The sequence below is a fragment of the Novosphingobium sp. CECT 9465 genome (assembly GCF_920987055.1).
Taxonomy (GTDB): Bacteria; Pseudomonadota; Alphaproteobacteria; order Sphingomonadales; family Sphingomonadaceae; genus Novosphingobium.
In genome coordinates this window covers 938,429-955,930 of the sequence record NZ_CAKLBX010000001.1, presented here as the reverse complement: position 1 = coordinate 955,930, position 17,502 = coordinate 938,429, and the positions used below count along the sequence as shown (strand labels likewise).

12 protein-coding genes and 3 pseudogenes are annotated in these 17,502 nt (G+C 60.7%); 8 read left to right on the top strand and 7 right to left on the bottom strand.

Translation table 11 applies throughout. From position 1 onward, the window contains the following. Positions 1-47: 47 nt before the first annotated feature. The 6 genes and pseudogenes from LUA85_RS04665 (at position 48) to LUA85_RS04640 (ending at position 4,674) form a co-directional block, all read left to right on the top strand. Positions 48-194 (top strand): lmo0937 family membrane protein, encoded by a 147-nt coding sequence (locus tag LUA85_RS04665; RefSeq protein ID WP_231467365.1) that lies wholly within the window; start codon positions 48-50, stop codon positions 192-194. A 129-nt stretch (positions 195-323) separates the two neighbouring features. Beyond that, positions 324-572: pseudogene (locus LUA85_RS04660) on the top strand (transposase); the annotation flags it as partial. A gap of 85 nt (positions 573-657) precedes the next feature. Continuing rightward, positions 658-1,478, top strand: a pseudogene (locus LUA85_RS04655) (helix-turn-helix domain-containing protein); the annotation flags it as partial. A gap of 637 nt (positions 1,479-2,115) precedes the next feature. Beyond that, the gene (gene ltrA / locus LUA85_RS04650; RefSeq protein ID WP_008828485.1) at positions 2,116-3,645 is read left to right on the top strand and encodes a group II intron reverse transcriptase/maturase; all 1,530 of its coding nucleotides are present in this window, start codon (positions 2,116-2,118) and stop codon (positions 3,643-3,645) included. Positions 3,646-3,712: 67 nt separating this feature from the next. Continuing rightward, positions 3,713-4,261 (top strand): annotated as a pseudogene (locus LUA85_RS04645) (transposase); the annotation flags it as partial. 101 nt (positions 4,262-4,362) lie between these two features. Then, a complete protein-coding gene (locus LUA85_RS04640) occupies positions 4,363-4,674 on the top strand; it encodes a hypothetical protein (protein WP_231467363.1) in 312 nt (103 codons plus the stop codon). Here LUA85_RS04640 and LUA85_RS04635 read toward each other — a convergent pair. The 3 genes from LUA85_RS04635 to LUA85_RS04625 form a co-directional block, all read right to left on the bottom strand. After that, positions 4,671-5,138, bottom strand: a complete 468-nt coding sequence (locus LUA85_RS04635; RefSeq protein WP_231467361.1) for an ImmA/IrrE family metallo-endopeptidase — start codon at positions 5,136-5,138, stop codon at positions 4,671-4,673. The genes LUA85_RS04640 and LUA85_RS04635 overlap by 4 nt on opposite strands. A 462-nt stretch (positions 5,139-5,600) precedes the next feature. Next, a protein-coding gene (locus tag LUA85_RS04630) for an IS3 family transposase (protein ID WP_371823646.1) occupies positions 5,601-6,964 on the bottom strand; the annotation gives its coding sequence in 2 pieces (ribosomal slippage) (positions 5,601-6,616 and positions 6,616-6,964; 1,365 coding nt in all). 107 nt (positions 6,965-7,071) lie between these two features. Then, positions 7,072-7,838, bottom strand: a protein-coding gene (locus LUA85_RS04625; RefSeq protein WP_231466484.1) for an IS5 family transposase whose coding sequence is annotated in 2 segments (ribosomal slippage) — positions 7,072-7,526 and positions 7,526-7,838 — 768 coding nt in all. Because the reading frame shifts where the segments join, the coding sequence is not laid out codon by codon here. Between the two features lie 55 nt (positions 7,839-7,893). Here LUA85_RS04625 and LUA85_RS04620 point away from each other — a divergent pair. Next, positions 7,894-8,061, top strand: coding sequence for a hypothetical protein (locus LUA85_RS04620; RefSeq protein ID WP_231466483.1), 168 nt, complete (start codon positions 7,894-7,896; stop codon positions 8,059-8,061). A gap of 117 nt (positions 8,062-8,178) precedes the next feature. Further along, complete coding sequence (locus tag LUA85_RS04615; RefSeq protein ID WP_231466482.1) at positions 8,179-8,496, top strand: heavy metal-binding domain-containing protein; 318 nt, start codon at positions 8,179-8,181, stop codon at positions 8,494-8,496. A gap of 290 nt (positions 8,497-8,786) precedes the next feature. On the opposite strand, the gene LUA85_RS04610 is transcribed toward LUA85_RS04615, so the two are convergent. The 4 genes from LUA85_RS04610 to LUA85_RS04595 all read right to left on the bottom strand — a co-directional run bounded on the left by LUA85_RS04610 (position 8,787) and on the right by LUA85_RS04595 (position 17,387). Then, positions 8,787-10,052 (bottom strand): glycosyltransferase, encoded by a 1,266-nt coding sequence (locus tag LUA85_RS04610; protein WP_256448222.1) that lies wholly within the window; start codon positions 10,050-10,052, stop codon positions 8,787-8,789. A 63-nt stretch (positions 10,053-10,115) separates the two neighbouring features. Continuing rightward, positions 10,116-14,330, bottom strand: a complete 4,215-nt coding sequence (locus LUA85_RS04605; protein WP_231467356.1) for a translocation/assembly module TamB domain-containing protein — start codon at positions 14,328-14,330, stop codon at positions 10,116-10,118. Beyond that, positions 14,330-16,513, bottom strand: coding sequence for an autotransporter assembly complex family protein (locus LUA85_RS04600; protein WP_231467353.1), 2,184 nt, complete (start codon positions 16,511-16,513; stop codon positions 14,330-14,332). The genes LUA85_RS04605 and LUA85_RS04600 overlap by 1 nt, the downstream gene beginning before the upstream one ends. A 16-nt stretch (positions 16,514-16,529) precedes the next feature. Then, positions 16,530-17,387, bottom strand: a complete 858-nt coding sequence (locus LUA85_RS04595) for an arginyltransferase (RefSeq protein ID WP_231467351.1) — start codon at positions 17,385-17,387, stop codon at positions 16,530-16,532. Positions 17,388-17,502: the final 115 nt, after the last annotated feature.

Sequence of the window (17,502 nt, the reverse complement as noted above, 5' to 3'; positions counted from 1 at the left end):
TATACTTCCGACCAGCCCGCCGAAGGGTTTAGCCGGGAGAAGAAACCATGCTTTTGACCATTGCCCTCGTACTGTTCGTGTTGTGGGCGCTCGGCGTATTCGCGTTCAAGATCACAGCAGGAATAATCCACATCGTGCTGGTCATCGCGGTGATCGTCGGACTGGTGCAATTGTTCCGGGGTCGACGGGTCTGAACGGCATCGATCGGACGCTGCCAGCCAAGCACATCCGCAAGGTGCCTCACTGCCAAATATTTGGGGCCTATATACTTAACTAGCCAAAAATAATTTGACGGCACCAAAAAATATGGCTAGTTAGGTTTCATAACCGACAAGCCCGAAACCGTCAGCCTGTATCAGTTCTTTGAACGCTTCCCCAATGAGGAAGCTGCACGGCAGTATTTCGAGCGCAACCGCTGGAACGGCGAAGTCTCTTGCCCGCATTGCGGCAGCTTGTCGGTTGCCGAAGTCAAGAACCACAAGCCGATGCCTTACCGCTGCCGCGACTGCCGCCAACACTTCAGCGTCCGCACCGGCACCGTGCTTGCTGAAAGCCGCCTGCCGCTCCACAAGTGTTCCCCGTCAGCACCAATGGCACAGATTTGAGGTTGTGATTTAAGGAGTGTTGGGGCTTCGTCGTAGTGACGAAGGAACGAAGATGAAGCCCCAACACTCCTTAAAAAAATCGCCGATGAAGGCCCCTGCCGAGCGGGTGGTGAAGGACATCCGGCGGCAGACCCGTCGGCACTTCTCGGCCGAAGACAAGATCAGGATCGTGCTGGATGGCCTGCGCGGCGAGGACAGCATTGCCGAGCTGTGCCGCAAGGAAGGCATCGCCCAAAGCCTGTATTACACCTGGTCGAAGGAGTTCATGGAAGCGGGCAAGCGTCGCCTGGCTGGCGACACTGCCCGTGCCGCAACCACCGGCGAGGTGCAGGACCTGCGCCGCGAAGCCCGTGCCCTGAAGGAATGCGTTGCCGACCTGACGCTCGAAAACCGTCTGCTCAAAAAAAGTATGATCGCGGATGGGGGCGACGACGAATGAGGTATCCAGCATCGGAGAAGCTCGAGATCATCCGGATCGTCGAGCAATCGCACCTACCAGCCAAGCACACGTTGGACGAGCTCGGCATTGCCCGTCGGACCTTCTACCGCTGGTACGACCGGTTCCTCGAAGGCGGCCCGGAGGCGCTGGAGGATCGGCCATCGACACCGAGCCGGGTGTGGAACCGGATCCCGCCTGACATCCATGATCAGATCATCGAGCTGGCGCTGGGGCAGTCCGAGCTAAGCCCCCGGGAACTGGCGGTGCGTTTTACCGATGAGAGGCGCTACTTCGTGTCGGAAGCCACGGTTTACCGTCTGTTGAAGGCCCACGATCTGATCACCAGCCCGGCCTATGTCGTGATCAAGGCCGCCGATCAGTTCCACACCAAGACCACGCGGGTAAACGAGATGTGGCAGACTGATTTTACCTACTGTGCGCCTCGTCCCGGATGGTCCGGGGTGCATATGACTGGAATGCAAAGGAGAAAGGAGGAACTGAACGAATGCCTTGCCCTCTGCTGTGAGGGGGCATGAGCCCAAGCGGCGGTGACCTGCCGTCAACTGGCAGGGTGACGTAGCCCGCAGGTAAAGGGGATTGAGGCGAAGCCGTTACGCCGAGATGGTCCCCGAGGCTGTAGCGCTGGAAGGTTGAGGAACACGAACCGGTTAATCCGCATCCGAGGGCTGAAATGTCGCCTTCGCCTACACGGCTTAACAGGCGGAATGCTGATGATGGCGCCGGAGACGTATGTCGGCGACATCCGAATGTGGCCGGAAATGTAGCCCGTCCGCATGGAGCCATGGAGAGAATGCAGCCAGGCCATGGCATCGGCATCGACTTGCGGGACGCAAGGACAAGGACTGCGACCGGCAGCCTCCCCAGCGCGCGAAAGTCCAGCATATGAACGAGGGAAGGCATGATGGAATGCCAAGGGAGTTGGCCCCGATGTCCACCGTGCTGGCGGAGTCCCCGTAGTAGTCCGCGACAGGGAAAGCCTGTCACATGGCGAAGGGGGACAGTTCAATCAGCTTGAAGTGCAAACTACCTGACCAAACGAGGTGAAGACCTTTGATAATCAGCGAAATGCAGCACAAGCTCGCGACGTGGGCCGAGAGCGACCAGAACCGCAAGTTCGATCGCCTTCTCCGGCTCATTGCCGATCGGGCGTGGCTTGCCGAGGCGGCTCGGATCGTGCTGGCGTCGAGTGGCGCCAATACGCCGGGCATCGACGGAATGGACAAGCGACGGATGCAGGCCGTACTGGCAGAACAGCTGGCCAGTCTGCGAACGGACTTGCTGACGGGGAGTTATCACCCGCAGCCGGTCAGGCGAATCTATATCCCGAAAGCCAATGGCAAGAAACGACCACTTGGTATCCCGACCCTGAAAGACCGCATCGTCCAGCGCGCGATGCTGATGGCCATGGAGCCGATCTGGGAAAGCGACTTCCATCGCCTCTCCTACGGCTTCAGGCCGGAACGCAGCGTGCATCACGCTGTCCGGACCGTGAAGATACAGTTGCAGGATAGTGGTGCCGGAGCGCGGGGCCGCTGGATCATCGAAGGTGATCTGGCGAGCTACTTCGATACGGTCCACCACCGGCTTCTGCTTCGCTGCGTTCGGCGGCGAATCCGGGATGATCGGTTTGTTGATCTGCTCTGGCGATTCCTGAAGGCGGGCCACGTCGACCGTGGCCTGTTCGTCGCCTCAAGCGAAGGTGTACCGCAAGGCGGCGTGCTGTCGCCGCTCCTGTCCAACATCATGCTCCATGAGTTTGATGCGTGGCTGGAGGCGAAATACCTGAGCGACAAGGCGCGAAAGGATCGCTGGGCATGGAACTTCGGCATCCAGCAGGGGCGCCCCATCACGGTTCGCGAGAACCGGCAATGGAAACCTGCTGTCGCCTACTGCCGTTACGCCGATGACTTCGTTGTCATCGTCAAGGGCACCAAGGCACATGCCGAGGCCATCCGCGAGGAATGCCGGGCCTTTCTGGAAGACGACCTGAAGCTGACGTTGAATATGGACAAGAGCCATATCACCCACGTCGACGACGGGTTCGTGTTCCTCGGGCACCGGATTATCCGCAGGCGGGGATCGAGCGGACGCATGTCCGTGGTCTCAACGATACCCAAGGAGAAGGCCAAGACCTTCGCTCGCCGATTGGTCGAGGCTCTCTCCGGCAATCATGAGGTTGCCGCGGTGGACATGATCGACGGTCTGAACCGCCAGCTGGCGGGATGGGCTGCGTTCTACAGGTTCACCGACTTCACGGCGCGCACATTCCGGCGCATCGACACCGTCGTGTTCTGGAAAATGGCGCACTGGTTGGCGCAGAAGTACCGGTCCCGTATCAAGCCTTTGATGCGTAAATGGTACCGCATGCCGGAAACCGGCCAATCGAAGACGTGGCTGGTCTACGGTCGAAGCAATCAGGGCAATGCCGTCGGCAAGGCGCTGCGACGACTGGTCACAAGCCAGAAGATGCAGTTCCGGTGGCGGAATCCGGAGCGAAATCCCTACATCTATCGGGACGAGCTCCGAAACACCGTCACCTCCCGCTATCGTGATGTCGCCATGGCCTTGGACCAAGGTTGAATAGAGAGCCGTATGCGCTGAAAGGTGCACGTACGGTTCGGGGAGGGGAAGCGCTTATGCGCTTCCTACTCCACTCAAGATCATCGGGTGGGGCTGGATGTACCTGTCGACCGTGCTCGACGACTTCTCGCGCTACATTATCGCCTGGAAACTGTGCACCAACATGCGCGCCGAGGATGTGACCGACACGCTCGACCTGGCCCTTGGCGCATCGGGCTGCGACAGCGCCACGGTGCTGCACAAGCCCAGGCTGTTGTCGGATAATGGCCCCAGCTACATCGCCGGCGAATTGGCTGAATACATTGAGGCCCGGAAGATGAGCCACGTGCGCGGTGCCCCGATGCACCCGCAAACCCAGGGCAAGATCGAGCGCTGGCACCAAACCCTGAAAAACCGCATCCTGCTGGAAAACTACTTTTTGCCCGGCGACCTCGAAGCCCAAATCGAGGCCTTCGTCGAGTACTACAACCACCAGCGTTACCACGAGAGCCTGAACAACGTGACGCCCGCCGATGCCTACTTCGGCAGGGCTCCAGCCATCATCAAACAGCGCGAAAGGATCAAGCGACAGACCATCGAACATCGGCGCTTGCAACACCGCAAGCTCGCCGCCTAACATCAACCCCCAGACGAGGTCCGCACTCCGCTAATTTACGCCGCGAGTTGTGCCGAATGTTCTGACGACGGACAACAAAAGGTTATGTTATCCCGGCCCGCATGATGCCTGATATATCGCTCGGCAAGATATTTTCAGGTTGGTTGCGCAAGAAAGGCTACGACCCAGATAATTTTCCTTCCTATCCTCATGATTTTGACGATGGAAAGCGGCCCACCGTTCAAGCGCGCCTCTACCCAAATGAACTGATGACAGAATTTAACCAGCAGCTTGATGAATGGATCACCAGCGGGAAGGCGTTAGCCTACTTTAAGCAACGCGATCCAGAGTCAGTGGCACCGCTGCAATCGGTCTATTCTGATATCAAAGCACTAGAGACAACCAAAGCTCTCCCCAGCCCCGCGAAAAACTAAACAGTGCGCCCAAGCCTTATCTTCATCGCCGCTTGCGACACTCCAAACCGCGCCGCAAGCGCGGGAGTGCTTTCCCCGGCTACGTCAGTTAACCGATGCCGCGGCATCAAGACATTAGCGGCGAAGCTATTGGCTTGGCGTTCATGGATAGGCCGAATATTCACGTTGGGGCGGTCAGTGCCTTCCGTCCGATAAGCGCGGTTATCGCCAACGCCTTCGCCTAAAAGGTCACGGTGGTAGATGTAGTGGCCCAACTCATGCGCAGCGGTAAAACGTCGCCGCGTGGGGGCATGGGTTGAGTTCACGACAATCCGGTAGCTGCCGTTTTGCCGCTCAATGTAACCTGAAATATTGTCGTCCATTGGCTCATAGGACAACGGAAGCCCTATATCCCGAATGATCGCTTCGATTGGAACGGGCGTGCTATCCCAATGCTCCGTTATCACTGTCATTGGATCTACCATTTATGCCTCCTTTCCAATTTCGTCTGCCGCATCGGCATCATTACCAGTGCCTAAGGTCGCATCCAAGATTAGGTCCACCCTCTCCCGGATAATGCCAGGAGCCTCTTTAGACAGCCATTCTCGTATATACTCATCAGCACACGCTTTTGCCATAGCGCGCGCTTCGCGTTCAGCGTTTGCCGTAGTGATTTTGCCCCACGCAATGCCTGCAATAACGACAATCACCGCAAGCACAAGGGAACCCCATGCTATCGCGTTAGCCTGTGAGGCTAGGGACGCCGCCATTGCGTCCCAATTCGGATTAGCCGGTTCAGGAGGCACCGAGATCATAGGTTGGCAAGAGCGGGTTGCCGACTCTACCATCTTGGCACAAGTGTCGGCGGTTAGCTGTCCGTCGTCAGAACATTCGGCACAACTCGCGGCGTAAATTAGCGGAGTGCGGACCTCGTCTGGGGGTTGATGTTAGGCGGCGAGCTTGCGGTGTTGCAAGCGCCGATGTTCGATGGTCTGTCGCTTGATCCTTTCGCGCTGTTTGATGATGGCTGGAGCCCTGCCGAAGTAGGCATCGGCGGGCGTCACGTTGTTCAGGCTCTCGTGGTAACGCTGGTGGTTGTAGTACTCGACGAAGGCCTCGATTTGGGCTTCGAGGTCGCCGGGCAAAAAGTAGTTTTCCAGCAGGATGCGGTTTTTCAGGGTTTGGTGCCAGCGCTCGATCTTGCCCTGGGTTTGCGGGTGCATCGGGGCACCGCGCACGTGGCTCATCTTCCGGGCCTCAATGTATTCAGCCAATTCGCCGGCGATGTAGCTGGGGCCATTATCCGACAACAGCCTGGGCTTGTGCAGCACCGTGGCGCTGTCGCAGCCCGATGCGCCAAGGGCCAGGTCGAGCGTGTCGGTCACATCCTCGGCGCGCATGTTGGTGCACAGTTTCCAGGCGATAATGTAGCGCGAGAAGTCGTCGAGCACGGTCGACAGGTACATCCAGCCCCACCCGATGATCTTGAAGTAGGTAAAATCAGTCTGCCACATCTCGTTTACCCGCGTGGTCTTGGTGTGGAACTGATCGGCGGCCTTGATCACGACATAGGCCGGGCTGGTGATCAGATCGTGGGCCTTCAACAGACGGTAAACCGTGGCTTCCGACACGAAGTAGCGCCTCTCATCGGTAAAACGCACCGCCAGTTCCCGGGGGCTTAGCTCGGACTGCCCCAGCGCCAGCTCGATGATCTGATCATGGATGTCAGGCGGGATCCGGTTCCACACCCGGCTCGGTGTCGATGGCCGATCCTCCAGCGCCTCCGGGCCGCCTTCGAGGAACCGGTCGTACCAGCGGTAGAAGGTCCGACGGGCAATGCCGAGCTCGTCCAACGTGTGCTTGGCTGGTAGGTGCGATTGCTCGACGATCCGGATGATCTCGAGCTTCTCCGATGCTGGATACCTCATTCGTCGTCGCCCCCATCCGCGATCATACTTTTTTTGAGCAGACGGTTTTCGAGCGTCAGGTCGGCAACGCATTCCTTCAGGGCACGGGCTTCGCGGCGCAGGTCCTGCACCTCGCCGGTGGTTGCGGCACGGGCAGTGTCGCCAGCCAGGCGACGCTTGCCCGCTTCCATGAACTCCTTCGACCAGGTGTAATACAGGCTTTGGGCGATGCCTTCCTTGCGGCACAGCTCGGCAATGCTGTCCTCGCCGCGCAGGCCATCCAGCACGATCCTGATCTTGTCTTCGGCCGAGAAGTGCCGACGGGTCTGCCGCCGGATGTCCTTCACCACCCGCTCGGCAGGGGCCTTTATCGGCGATTTTTTTAAGGAGTGTTGGGGCTTCATCTTCGTTCCTTCGTCACTACGACGAAGCCCCAACACTCCTTAAATCACAACCTCAAATCTGTGCCATTGGTGCTGACGGGGAACAACAGTCAGAGGTGGACGGCTAGCTAGGCCGTAGACTCATAAACGCGCAGCCACAGGCGCATTGAGGCGAGTTGGACCATGGCCAGAAAGTTTTCGGCCAACTTGTCGTAGCGGGTAGCTACTCTGCGGAAGTGCTTCAATTTGGAGAAATAGCGTTCGATCAGGTTCCGCTCGCGGTACAGCCATGTGCTGAAGTACGGTTTCGACTTCCGGTTTGCCTTGGGCGGAATGTTGGCAAACGATCCCTTTTCGCGGAGAGACGCTCGGATACGATCGGCGTCATACGCCTTGTCTGCCAGCACGATTGTTCCGGCGCCAACGTGATTGAGTAGATCGTCAGCCGCTTGCCCGTCGTGGCTTTGCCCGGCAGTCAGGCTGAGCCGGATCGGGAGGCCTTGCCCATCGACGACCGCGTGGATTTTGGTGGTGAGCCCGCCTCGGGAGCGACCGAGACAATGATCTCGATCCCCCTTTTTGCCGTCGCAGCCTGTTGGTGCGCCCGGATGGAAGTGCTGTCGATCATCTGGATATCGCCATCATGGGCGGCGGTGATGGCGTCCATCATTCGATCCCACACACCGGCTTTTCGCCATCGCACGAAGCGATTGTAGCAGGTTGTGCGCGGGCCATAGCGTTCCGGCAAGTCTCGCCACGGCGCCCCTGACCGCAGCACCCAGAAGATGCCATTCAGCACACGCCGGTCATCGACACGTGGCACGCCTCTAGGCTTGTTGGGCAACATTGGTTCGATCACACGCCACTCGAAATCGGTCAGGTCATATCGGCTCATCCAGTCCCTGAATCAGCTTTCGCTCAACAAGGAAAGGCGTGTTACGATGAACCCTATGAAGCCCTGGATGTCTTGGACGCTATTCTTCTTTGCCGCTGCCTTGATCGCATTCTTCAGCGGTGAGCAGTGGAACACCCGACTTATCGTGTTCCTGATTCTGACAATTCCGATTGTCATCTGGGCGGTGCGACAGATCAAGAAGGCTCAGACACCGTCGCGTTAATGGGTTCACGGCCTAGTCCGAAATAAGTGGTCGAGACGCCATTGTGCTGACGCGGAACTGGACGCAATATTCCAGAGTGCTAGCCCGACCATACAATATCCGCGAAAGGCCAGCCAGATGATCTTGTCCACCACCAGCATTATCGAAGGCCGTCCGGTGCAGCGCTATCTTGGCGTGGTGACCGGAGAGGTGATCCTTGGCGCGAACATCGTGCGCGACATCTTCGCCTCCATTACCGACATCTTCGGCGGGCGTTCGGGCAAGTATGAGGAAGTGCTTTCGCGCGGGCGCGAACAGGCGCTGCGCGAGCTTGAGGACAAGGCACTGGCGATGGGCGCGAATGCCGTGATCGGCGTGGACATCGATTACGAAACCATCGGTGCGCGCGGATCGATGCTGATGGTCAGCGTCAGCGGCACGGCGGTCGTGCTTTAGGCCGTAAATTCATAAACCACACCGTCGAGGCGTCGAAATGACGAACATATCGGGCCAAGGCGCCCGCTGGGAGGGCTGGTTGCCCTTCCAAGGGCGACCTGGTTCGAGATGGAAGTCATTTCGACGTCCTGCGGATTTGAGGCAAAACGGCCCATCGCTTCGTCGGGCAGACTTGAAATATCGACATATTCCTGCGTCTGCCCTCCTTGCGCTGAGCCGTTTTGCCTCAAACCTCGACGGTGTGATTTATGAGTTTACGGCCTAGGTATATAGGCCCCAAATATTTCCGTTCAGCGATTGCCCTGGCGGATTGCCTCGCGATTAAAAATGCCAGTTCCAATCCCGCTGAAACGTGTCCTTTTCACCCTGTCGTCGGCTGACTGCAAAGCTTTGGGATAAACATCACGCAACAGCGTGTCGAAAGTCTGGCGCCATGAGAAACGGCCTTCGATGTGAAGGCGTCCGGCCTGCCCCATCGCAATTAGCGGACCTCGCCAGATCGCAACGACGGCGTTCGCCATGGCGGCTGCATCATCGACGGGAACCAGCATACCGGTGTTTGCAGGAACGCGTTCGGGCATTGCGCCCGATTCCACCCCCACCACCGGGAGACCGCTCGCCTGTGCCTCGATGACAGATATGCCGAACGTCTCATCCGCCATTGCCGAAACGTAGATATCTGCCGATGCCAGCGCACGCGCCAGTTGGTGACGGTCCGAAATAAACCCCGGAAATGCCACCTGCCATCCGCGCGAACAATCCTGCAAGGTTGCCCGCAGTTTGCCATCACCGATCAGCACCAGCCCCGCATCCAGTGACGAGGGCAGGCGCTTGAACATTTCCAGCAGGCGATGCGCCCGCTTTTCATTGTCGAGCCGTCCGGCATAGACCAGCAGCGGGCCTTGCGCCTTGAGACCAAGCTCTGCGCGCCAAGCCGCATCGCGGCGCGAGGGATGGAAAAGGCTCGTATCCACGCCCAGCGACATCACATCGACATGCTCGATGCCATATTCAGCCAAGGTCTGCGCCATGACCGTGCTCAAGGTGTAAACCCTGTCGAATTCACGATAGGTCAATTGCGCGTAGCCTGTGGCCAGACGTCGCAATCCGCGCGCAACAAAACTGCCGAACAGGCTCGAACCAACACGATAGACGTGGGCTTCGGGAAAATCGGTGTGGTATCCGGCCACCAGCGCGGTTTGCGGGAATGCCTTGCCATAATTGATCGCCGTCCAGGGCAGCACCCATGGGCATTGTGATTCGATCAGGTCGGGACGATAGCGTTCAAGCACTTCGCGCACGATGCGGGTCCGCATGATGAAGCGATAATTCGGACTTCCCCGCACCTGATCGGCGCCAACCTCGACCCAGATATGGCGCCCGCGCTCGACAATGCGGTCTTCGGGACCGGGTACGATCTGCAACAGCCGGTGCTGCGTATGCTCCAGCACGTATCGCTGTTTTTCACGCAGATAAGTGCCAATCCCTCCCCCGCCATGCGGCGCATAGCTTTGGGTGAGATCGCATAGGAGCAAGGGATGGGAAGCATGGGGCATTCGCTTCCAAGGCCACCGGCAAGTGTCAGTTTGAAGACCGCATTTCTGCTTGGTTACAACCGGTCAATAGTCCTTGCTGGCCTTGAGGTTGAGACTTTCGTCGCCGATGGTCGACATCGTTGCCAGCAGCGCCAGCCAGCGGGTGATGCGGAATTCAACCGAAGTGGCGCTATACCCGCCGCCATCGGTTACCAGTTCGACGAACACCCGCCGCCCAAGATATTTGCCCACAGCAATGCTTGTCCCTGCCCCGATGGTGGGATCGGCCCCAACAACGCGCAATCGGTCAAGCCCGATGGCTGCGCGCAGCTTGTTGATCGGGTCCAGCCCGCCGCCGCCGCGCAAGGATGCCAGTGCCGATGCCAGTTGTACCGCCTCAGGCGCCGAAATCTGGGTGATCGAACTGCCGAACAGCAGTCGGCTCAGCAGTTCCTCTTCAGGCAACGCTGGCGTCGAGGAGAACGTGATGATCGGCTTCACGCCCGATCCGGTAATCGTTATTTTCGCGCTGACATTGTTGGCATCGCCTTCAGCCACGATATCCAGCAGCGGATCGACCGGAACTTCGCCAGTGAAGCGGATGCGGCCACGCGTCAGTTCGAAGCGCTTGCCTGCAAATTCATAGCCCCCGCGCACGAGGTCAGCCGTACCGAAAATCTGCGGTGCCGCCGTTGTCCCGCGCAACCGGATGTCGGCACCCCATTCACTGTCAAGGCCCAGCCCGCGCACGGCGATGCGATTGGCCCCCGCAGCATCGATCAGGAAACGCCACGCAGCGGCAGGCACCCGTGCCGGAGCGGCATCGGCAGGCGCATTCACCTCGCGCGTGGCGATGATCGGCAATTCCTGCGCAGCGCTGGCACTGCCCAGCGTCCATTTGGCCGTTTCAATCCGCACACGGCCAGCAATCGTGCCGCCAACCCCATCGCTGACGATGCGCAATGGCCCGGTGACGGCAGCAGCCATATCGTCGCGGTTGACCAGCGCGGCGTTCTTTGCCGACAAGCGCAAGTCGATCGAAGGTCCGCGCGTGGAGAGATTGGCAAGGCCGACACTGCCGCTTCCACTCACCTGTCCGCCATTCGGTGTCATGCCTGAAAACCGCGCAAGCGAAAGTGTGGAATCGTTGAATGTCCCCGCCATGGCAACTTGCCGGACGTCCGTACCGGTCAAGGTGCTCTGCACGCGCAGTCCCTTCGAAGACACCGCCCCGCTCAGGATCGGTGCGACAATCGATCCGCGAATATCGGCGCGGACGCCCAGTGGCCCCGTCAGATCGAATATCTCCACGCCGGACAAGCGCCACAGCGCCTCGGCCGGCCCGGAATAGCGCAGTTGCCCGGCAAGCTGTCCGGCGGTGAGGCGGTCCATGACTCCGCCCCCGCGCGGCAGACCACCGATACGCGCCTGAAACCGCCCGCGCACATCCGCGCCCTCGCGGATCACGGCGCGCGCCTGCAAGGCATCGGGATCGAGCCGTGCAACCAATGCCAGATCCACCGGACGCGAGGTCAGCACCAGCCCGGAGCGTGACAGGCCCCTGACCATCAGCGCGGCATTGCCCGAAGGCGCGCCCTGTCCATCGTTGGAATATTCGACAATGCCCGAAGCTATGCCGCCAAGGCCAAGGTCCGCGATCACGATATCCACGACGGATACCGGCATTTGCGCCAGCATCAGCTTCATCTGCGTGGGGCCGCCCAGCACATGGCCCTCGGCGATCAGGATGCCCCGGCCAAACCCGATCTGCGTCGGCGCCAGCCGCCATCCCTCGCCTTCGCGAGTCATCACCGCGCGGCGGGGCATGGAGACCTTTCGCCCGGCATATTCGCCGGAAACATAGGCCACGATCTGGTCCGGCGCGAAGGCCGCTGTGCCCTGCAAGGCAAAGCGTGTGCCGCGCCGCCCTGAAACCGATGCGGTCACCGACCCGCTGCCATCCTGCAGATATGCTGCCGCGGCCACCCGCCCCAGGAAGACCTTGCCCATGCCGATACCTTCGGCCAGCGCCGTCCCTTCAATGGTCGAATGCCCGTCCTTGATAAGGCCGGTCGCATCGATCCTGGCGTTGCCGATGGACAGTGGGCTGGCGCCGCCAAACTTTGCATTGCGCGCGGTGATATTGGCATCAAAGCCCTGCCCACCATCGCGCGGTGCCAGCAGTACGGTGCCGTTCAGGCCCCCGCCCGTCATCGCCAGTTGCCCCGCAACCCCGTCGTCGCCCAGCGTTACCCCGCCGGTAACATCGGTCTGCCACACCCGGAAGCGTTCGATGGCAATTCGCGTCGGCCCGCCTTGCGGCATGAACAGTCCGAAGGCACCAGCGAACGGCCCAAGCCGCGATTCGCCACCTGTTTCAATGCGGAACCCGTCGGCAATCGGTGAAAGAGCAACGCGCACGTCCTTCAGGCCCGCCGCAGGCAGGGGATTGGCGAACACCAGAACGGCATTCGGTCCTTCGCCCGTCATCGCCGCCTGCACGGTAAACGCGCCATAATCGGTATGTCGGCCCTGCCCGGTCAGCGATGCGGTGCCGCCGGGCTGAACCTTGCCATCAAGCGCCAGTTGCAGCTTGGCCGAATTGATCGTGGCCTTGCGGAACGTCACCGGGATGCGTTCGCCCAAGGCGAGTCCGCCCGCAAAGCGCAGGTTGCCGCCGGTCAGGTTCTGCAAGGTCGCGTTGTCGATCCGCGTCATCCGTCCGGCAACATTGGCCTGCAACGTCCACGGTACGCCATTGCCCAGCTTGAACACGATCTTGGCATTGCCATCGACCGTGCCGAGATTGGCCAGCGCAAATCCGCGTGCCGCCACCGGCCCCGCGAGCGCATAGCCGCCGCGCGCCAGATCGCCGCGCAAGGCCAGCCGGGCGCCAAGGCCCTTGAGCGCCAGAACCAGATTATCCGAAGTCAGCTGGTTGCCTGCAAGCACAAGATCGCCGGTTATGCGGCCGCCCGGAAAGCGCGGATCGATCATGGCGTTGCCGGTCGTCACGCTTCGTGCGGTGACGGCAAGCGGCAGCACGAAACGCGCGCCATCCCACGTTGCCGTACCGGCACTGCGCAACCCCTGCGCATCAACGGTGCCCATCTTCAGGCGGCCGACGGTAACCGTATGCTCGATCGAAAGATCGGAAAACGCGCCGTCCAGTGTGGCATCCAGCGCCACATCGGCCAGCTGCGGGGCTGCCAGCAACCGCTCCGGCTTCAGCACCAAGGCCCGCACCTTGAGGGCATCGGCTTCGTTGTTGACCAGATCGAGCTTGCCGGTGGCCGCTGCCTTGAAAGCATCACCACCAACGCGCAGACGCCCGTCGAAGGCATTATCGGCAAATGTGCCGTCGTAGAGCACCGACAGCGCCTGACCCACGGCTTGACCCGGTGTACCTGGCAGCAGATCGCCGGGCCACGCCTGTCCGGCAAGACGATAAGCACCCGAACGGTTCTCAAGCTGGAACGCGGCGAGCCGTTTGCCGTCCTGCGTGGCATAGGCAAGCCCGTTCCACTGCGTCCAGCCGCCCTTCCCGAACACCCGCGCCCGGATATCGCTTTTCGCGCCCGCCAGAGTGGCAATTACGCCACCTTTGGGCGCATCGTACGTCAACGCCAGATCGAACTTGTTGCGATCCGGCTCACTGTCCAGCTTGAACACGATCCGGTCCTTGTCGCCGAACCGACCGTTCACATCGACGATCGCATGGCCGCCACGAATGTCCGCACGCGCCAACACATCAACCCGCCGCTTCTGCCCGGCCATCGCCTCGGACACGGTAAGGTTGTCGATCACCAGCTTGTCTACGCGAATGTCGAAATCTGGCAGGATCGGCGCGTTCTCGTCCTCGCTCGGCCGCAATTGCGGCGCGCGGCGCAGGACCCCGCGATGCAGCGCCAGCAATCGCACATCCAGCCCGGTCTTCAGCCAGGACAGCGGACGCCAATCGAGTTCGGCCACCGGCACCGTCAGGAACACACCCTCCGGGTCGCTCACGCGGATATCGCGCAAGGTGGACGCGCCGTAGATCGATCCATCGATCCGCCCGATTTCTATCCGCAGGCCCGAACCCGGCGCAATCGCCGCGATGCGATCCGCCACCAGACGATGCCCCAGCGAGGAATCGAGCACCAGCAGCGCCGCCAGCAGCAGCGCCACGCCGGCGGCAAACAGGATGGCCACGCGGCGCGCAAACCCGCGCAAGAACCGCGCCCGGCGGGACCGCTCAGGTGCAGGCGCGGTGACTTGCGCATCCACGGCTTCGGCAGGTGTTTCGGGCGTATCCATCAGAATGCCTGCCCCAACGCCACGTACACACCGATACGGCTGTCACCCGGCGAAGGATTGAGTGGGGTGCCCAGATCAATGCGGATCGGGCCGAAATTGGTCTGGTAGCGGATGCCCACGCCCACCCCGATCTTGAGATCCTGGAAGCGCGGCGTGGTCGTCGTGTCCACTGCGCCCGCATCCACGAATGGGACAACACTGACCGCCCCGCCCAGCAGCCCGGTCTTGACGCGTGCCTCCAGCGAAAATTCCGTCAGGGCACGGCCCCCGCTTGGCTCGTTCAGCGCATCGCGCGGACCGATTTGCTGGAAGCCATAGCCGCGTACCGATCCGCCGCCACCGGCATAGAACCGCCGCGATGGCGCAATATTGTCAATCGGTGCGCCCGTGATCGTGCCCAGCCGCACCCTTCCTGCCACGACGACGCTTTCGCCGGCGCGCTGATAGTAGCTCGCATCGAGTTGCACCTTGCCATAGGTCGACTTCTGGCCGTTCTGTACCGAGATTTCGGGCGAAGCGCGCAGGCCGATGCGAAAGCCGCGCGTGGGATCGAGCAGGCTGTCGCTTCCGTCATAGGCACCGCGCAAAGGCAGCGCGCCGATGAAATAGGTGGTGCGCGGCTCATTCGCGCGGATCGCCGATGCATCGCGTTCGCTGGTAGCGAGAATTTCGATCCCGCCTGCAAAAATCCACGGCTTCTGAAACAGCAGCGTCGTCTGACGCTCCAGCCCGGCGGTCAGCGAGACCGTCCGCGCTTCAAACGCATCGCTGACCTGGTTGCGCGCATAGAGATCGGCGTTCAGGATCAGGTCGCGCTTGAGGAAATTGTTGCGGCGGAAGGTGACGCCTGCGAGTTGTTCCTGCGTACCGGCGACGCCGCGCACACGCAGCATGCCTTCGGGCGGGAAGAAATTGCGATGCTCCCAGCTCGCCTCGACCCGGAATCCTTCACCGCTGGAATACCCGATCAGCCCCGCAATCGTGCGCAAGGGTGCGGGTGTAAGCGTCACGTCGACATCGACCGTTCCCGGCGTTCCGGCAACGGGCTTGGTCACTTCGCGCGTTTCCACGGTCACCGACGAGACCAGACCCGTGGCCAGGATCGCCTGGCGCAGGTCATCCACTTCGGATCGCTTGTAAAGGTCGCCGCCGTCGAACCGCGCAATCCGGTCGAGATGACGCGAACTGAGGAAATTCTCGCGCGATGAGACAATCCGCCCGAAGCTGTAGACCCCGCCCGGAGTAACCGGCACGTTCAGATCACCCTCGCGGCGTTCATGATCGATCAGCAGATCGGGTTCGCCCACCTTGGCAAAGGCATAGCCGGTCTCGCCCAATGCGCCTTGCAGGTTGAGGCGCTCGGCGACGATCCGGTCGGAGTTGATCGCATCGCCGGTGTTCAGCTTGAACGCACCGCGCAGCGATTGGAAATCGTTGCCCGTAGCCGCCAGATCACCGAAGCCGATAGCACCAAACCGGTATTGCGGGCCGGGCTGCATGTCGAAGCGGACGACCACTTTTTCGACGTCGATCGGTCCTGCCGCCTCGCCATCGGCAGGCGCGGAAAAGCCACCCAGCGATTGATAGACCTGCGCATCGTAATAACCGTAAATGCGCAGGATATTGACGAGCAATTCGCGGTCGGTCCGCGCACGACGGACGATCTGGGCAAGGTTGTCCTCATCGTCATCGAACGATTTGAGCGCCGACAGGCCGGCAAACCGTTCAGCAATCGCGCCCTGATCGGGGATGGCATCTGTTCCGCGCGGAAATGCCAGTTCCACCTGCTTGCCAACGCGTTCGATGTCCGCATCGGCCAGCTTTGTGCCCACGCCCGCATCAGTCTCTTCCTGTCCGGGAAGCGCATCGACCGCAGCTTCGGTCGACTGCTCCGCCACGTCAATGTCCGGGTCGGGTGAGAGCGGCTCGATCGTGGGAAGCTCGCTTCCATCGGGCCAGGCAATCGTCATGCCCGGAATATCGGGCATTGCCGTATCTGCCTCGATCTCTTCGATCAGCGTCTCAGGCGGAGCGCCGGTACGCGCAGCATCGGTATCGATTGCCCAGGCATCGGCGTTCTGCACCGCTGAATCAGGGATCAGCGCTTCCAGTTCCTGATCGGCCTGCAATGATTGCGCAAAGGCCGAACCCGGCCCGCCGAGCAGCATCAGGGCGGCGATCACCCGTGCCAACGGCGAATCAACTGTGGACGTAGCGATCCTGCGCCCCGTGAACGCCGTCCTTGAGACTGCCTTCAACGCTGCCAGAATTGACATCGCGTTGCCGAGGGGCAACCGCACGTTCGATGGCATCTGCCTGTTCTGCGGGTTCAAATCGTTCCCAGCCATCGCGGCCCAGCTTCTCCATAGGCCGGAAGCGCACCTTGTATTGCATGCGCTCGGATCCCTCGACCCAGTAGCCGAGATAGACATACGGCAGCCCGACACGGGCTGCGCGCTGGATATGGTCGAGGATAATGAAAGTGCCAAGCCCGGACCGCGTCTCGTGTTGAGGATCGTAGAAACTGTAGATCATCGAAAGCCCATCGCCCTGCTCGTCAGCGAGACAGGCCCCTACCAGTCTCCCCACCGAGCCATCGTCCGTTGGCTCCCTGTATTCAATGACATAACTCTTGACTGGCGAGTGCTCCACCATGTCCGCAAAATCAATTTCGTCCATGGTCGCCATCCCCCCGCCGGGATGACGCACGGCGAGATAACGCTGCAACAGCTCAAACTGTTCCGGGGTGGACCATGGGCGGCAGACATTCACCACCAGATCGCAGTTGCGCTTCCAGATTCGCTTCTGCGTGGACGATGGTTGAAAGGCGTCTGCAACCACGCGCACCGATACGCAGGCGGTGCATTCCACGCAGCTTGGCCGATAGGCAACCGTCTGGCTGCGGCGAAACCCGATGCGCCCCAGCGCGTCGTTCAACTCGTCCGAATTCGGGCCTTTCAGCTCGGTAAACACCTTCCGTTCGCTCCGTCCCGGCAGATAGGGGCACGGTGCGGGGCTGGTCACGAAAAAGCGCGGAAATCGAACAGGGGCGGTCACGGTTTGCAGTTGCCTCCTTGGGTCGGACAATCCGGCCTGTCAGCAGCAACAATGCCCCAGCCTTCCCAATCGTGAAAGCCCCATTAACCATACTTTTGCGCGAAATCGGCGCGCA

What these genes read in the sequence shown, in the direction of transcription:
- LUA85_RS04615 (WP_231466482.1), top strand. Translation starts at nt 8,179, where the DNA reads ATGATCTTGTCCACCACCAGCATTATCGAAGGCCGTCCGGTGCAGCGC.
- LUA85_RS04635 (WP_231467361.1), bottom strand. Translation starts at nt 5,138, where the DNA reads ATGGTAGATCCAATGACAGTGATAACGGAGCATTGGGATAGCACGCCC.
- LUA85_RS04605 (WP_231467356.1), bottom strand. Translation starts at nt 14,330, where the DNA reads ATGGATACGCCCGAAACACCTGCCGAAGCCGTGGATGCGCAAGTCACC.
- LUA85_RS04665 (WP_231467365.1), top strand. Translation starts at nt 48, where the DNA reads ATGCTTTTGACCATTGCCCTCGTACTGTTCGTGTTGTGGGCGCTCGGC.
- LUA85_RS04640 (WP_231467363.1), top strand. Translation starts at nt 4,363, where the DNA reads ATGATGCCTGATATATCGCTCGGCAAGATATTTTCAGGTTGGTTGCGC.
- LUA85_RS04620 (WP_231466483.1), top strand. Translation starts at nt 7,894, where the DNA reads ATGAAGCCCTGGATGTCTTGGACGCTATTCTTCTTTGCCGCTGCCTTG.
- LUA85_RS04610 (WP_256448222.1), bottom strand. Translation starts at nt 10,052, where the DNA reads ATGCCCCATGCTTCCCATCCCTTGCTCCTATGCGATCTCACCCAAAGC.